The organism is Pseudomonas sp. F220 (assembly GCF_057813935.1).
On record NZ_JBVASJ010000080.1, the window covers coordinates 1,910 to 5,201 of the forward strand.

Below are 3,292 nucleotides of genomic sequence, written 5' to 3' on the forward strand. Positions count from 1 at the left end.
AGGCTAAGGTAAAATTTGTGAGTTAAATTGCGAATTTTCGGCGAATGTCGTCTTCACAGTATAACCAGATTGCTTGGGGTTATATGGTCAAGTGAAGAAGCGCATACGGTGGATGCCTTGGCAGTCAGAGGCGATGAAAGACGTGGTAGCCTGCGAAAAGCTTCGGGGAGTCGGCAAACAGACTGTGATCCGGAGATGTCTGAATGGGGGAACCCACCTAACATAAGTTAGGTATCTTACGCTGAATACATAGGCGTAAGAAGCGAACCAGGGGAACTGAAACATCTAAGTACCCTGAGGAAAAGAAATCAACCGAGATTCCCTTAGTAGTGGCGAGCGAACGGGGACTAGCCCTTAAGCTTCTTTGATTTTAGCGGAACGCTCTGGAAAGTGCGGCCATAGTGGGTGATAGCCCTGTACGCGAAAGGATCTTAGAAGTGAAATCGAGTAGGACGGGGCACGAGAAACCTTGTCTGAATATGGGGGGACCATCCTCCAAGGCTAAATACTACTGACTGACCGATAGTGAACTAGTACCGTGAGGGAAAGGCGAAAAGAACCCCGGAGAGGGGAGTGAAATAGATCCTGAAACCGTATGCGTACAAGCAGTGGGAGCCCACTTTGTTGGGTGACTGCGTACCTTTTGTATAATGGGTCAGCGACTTATTTTCAGTGGCGAGCTTAACCGAATAGGGGAGGCGTAGCGAAAGCGAGTCTTAATAGGGCGTCTAGTCGCTGGGAATAGACCCGAAACCGGGCGATCTATCCATGGGCAGGTTGAAGGTTGGGTAACACTAACTGGAGGACCGAACCGACTACCGTTGAAAAGTTAGCGGATGACCTGTGGATCGGAGTGAAAGGCTAATCAAGCTCGGAGATAGCTGGTTCTCCTCGAAAGCTATTTAGGTAGCGCCTCATGTATCACTGTAGGGGGTAGAGCACTGTTTCGGCTAGGGGATCATCCCGATTTACCAAACCGATGCAAACTCCGAATACCTACAAGTGCCGAGCATGGGAGACACACGGCGGGTGCTAACGTCCGTCGTGAAAAGGGAAACAACCCAGACCGTCAGCTAAGGTCCCAAAGTTATGGTTAAGTGGGAAACGATGTGGGAAGGCTTAGACAGCTAGGAGGTTGGCTTAGAAGCAGCCACCCTTTAAAGAAAGCGTAATAGCTCACTAGTCGAGTCGGCCTGCGCGGAAGATTTAACGGGGCTCAAACCATACACCGAAGCTACGGGTATCACTTAGGTGATGCGGTAGAGGAGCGTTCTGTAAGCCTGTGAAGGTGAGTTGAGAAGCTTGCTGGAGGTATCAGAAGTGCGAATGCTGACATGAGTAACGATAATGGGTGTGAAAAACACCCACGCCGAAAGACCAAGGTTTCCTGCGCAACGTTAATCGACGCAGGGTTAGTCGGTCCCTAAGGCGAGGCTGAAAAGCGTAGTCGATGGAAAACAGGTTAATATTCCTGTACTTCTGGTTATTGCGATGGAGGGACGGAGAAGGCTAGGCCAGCTTGGCGTTGGTTGTCCAAGTTTAAGGTGGTAGGCTGGACTCTTAGGTAAATCCGGGGGTCTAAGGCCGAGAGCTGATGACGAGTGTACTTAGGTACACGAAGTGGTTGATGCCATGCTTCCAAGAAAAGCTTCTAAGCTTCAGGTAACCAGGAACCGTACCCCAAACCGACACAGGTGGTTGGGTAGAGAATACCAAGGCGCTTGAGAGAACTCGGGTGAAGGAACTAGGCAAAATGGCACCGTAACTTCGGGAGAAGGTGCGCCGGTGAGGGTGAAGGACTTGCTCCGTAAGCTCATGCCGGTCGAAGATACCAGGCCGCTGCGACTGTTTATTAAAAACACAGCACTCTGCAAACACGAAAGTGGACGTATAGGGTGTGACGCCTGCCCGGTGCCGGAAGGTTAATTGATGGGGTTAGCTAACGCGAAGCTCTTGATCGAAGCCCCGGTAAACGGCGGCCGTAACTATAACGGTCCTAAGGTAGCGAAATTCCTTGTCGGGTAAGTTCCGACCTGCACGAATGGCGTAACGATGGCGGCGCTGTCTCCACCCGAGACTCAGTGAAATTGAAATCGCTGTGAAGATGCAGTGTATCCGCGGCTAGACGGAAAGACCCCGTGAACCTTTACTATAGCTTTGCACTGGACTTTGAATTTGCTTGTGTAGGATAGGTGGGAGGCTTTGAAGCGTGGACGCCAGTTCGCGTGGAGCCAACCTTGAAATACCACCCTGGCAACTTTGAGGTTCTAACTCAGGTCCGTTATCCGGATCGAGGACAGTGTATGGTGGGTAGTTTGACTGGGGCGGTCTCCTCCTAAAGAGTAACGGAGGAGTACGAAGGTGCGCTCAGACCGGTCGGAAATCGGTCGTAGAGTATAAAGGCAAAAGCGCGCTTGACTGCGAGACAGACACGTCGAGCAGGTACGAAAGTAGGTCTTAGTGATCCGGTGGTTCTGTATGGAAGGGCCATCGCTCAACGGATAAAAGGTACTCCGGGGATAACAGGCTGATACCGCCCAAGAGTTCATATCGACGGCGGTGTTTGGCACCTCGATGTCGGCTCATCACATCCTGGGGCTGAAGCCGGTCCCAAGGGTATGGCTGTTCGCCATTTAAAGTGGTACGCGAGCTGGGTTTAGAACGTCGTGAGACAGTTCGGTCCCTATCTGCCGTGGACGTTTGAGATTTGAGAGGGGCTGCTCCTAGTACGAGAGGACCGGAGTGGACGAACCTCTGGTGTTCCGGTTGTCACGCCAGTGGCATTGCCGGGTAGCTATGTTCGGAATAGATAACCGCTGAAAGCATCTAAGCGGGAAACTAGCCTCAAGATGAGATCTCACTGGGACCTTGAGTCCCCTGAAGGGCCGTCGAAGACTACGACGTTGATAGGTTGGGTGTGTAAGCGCTGTGAGGCGTTGAGCTAACCAATACTAATTGCCCGTGAGGCTTGACCATATAACACCCAAGCAATTTGTTGATCCGAGAGGACACCAGATTGCGGTGTGTGAAGACGAAGTAAACCGAAAGTTTGCGATTCACAATGCACCGAGCTATCACATACCCATTCGCTGGAGCGTTACGCAAGTAACGACCTGGCTCCCGAATTTCTTGACGACCATAGAGCATTGGAACCACCTGATCCCATCCCGAACTCAGCAGTGAAACGATGCATCGCCGATGGTAGTGTGGGGTTTCCCCATGTGAGAGTAGGTCATCGTCAAGATTAAATTCCGAAACCCCTATCTGCGTATGCAGGTAGGGGTTTTGTTTT

2 rRNA genes are annotated in these 3,292 nt (G+C 51.4%); both read left to right on the forward strand.

What is annotated here, in order from left to right:
- Window positions 1-85 precede the first annotated feature (85 nt).
- A 23S ribosomal RNA gene (locus tag ACZYSM_RS28865) occupies window positions 86-2,976 on the forward strand.
- A gap of 152 nt (window positions 2,977-3,128) precedes the next feature.
- Window positions 3,129-3,244, forward strand: a 5S ribosomal RNA gene (gene rrf / locus ACZYSM_RS28870).
- The last annotated feature ends 48 nt before the right edge of the window (window positions 3,245-3,292 follow it).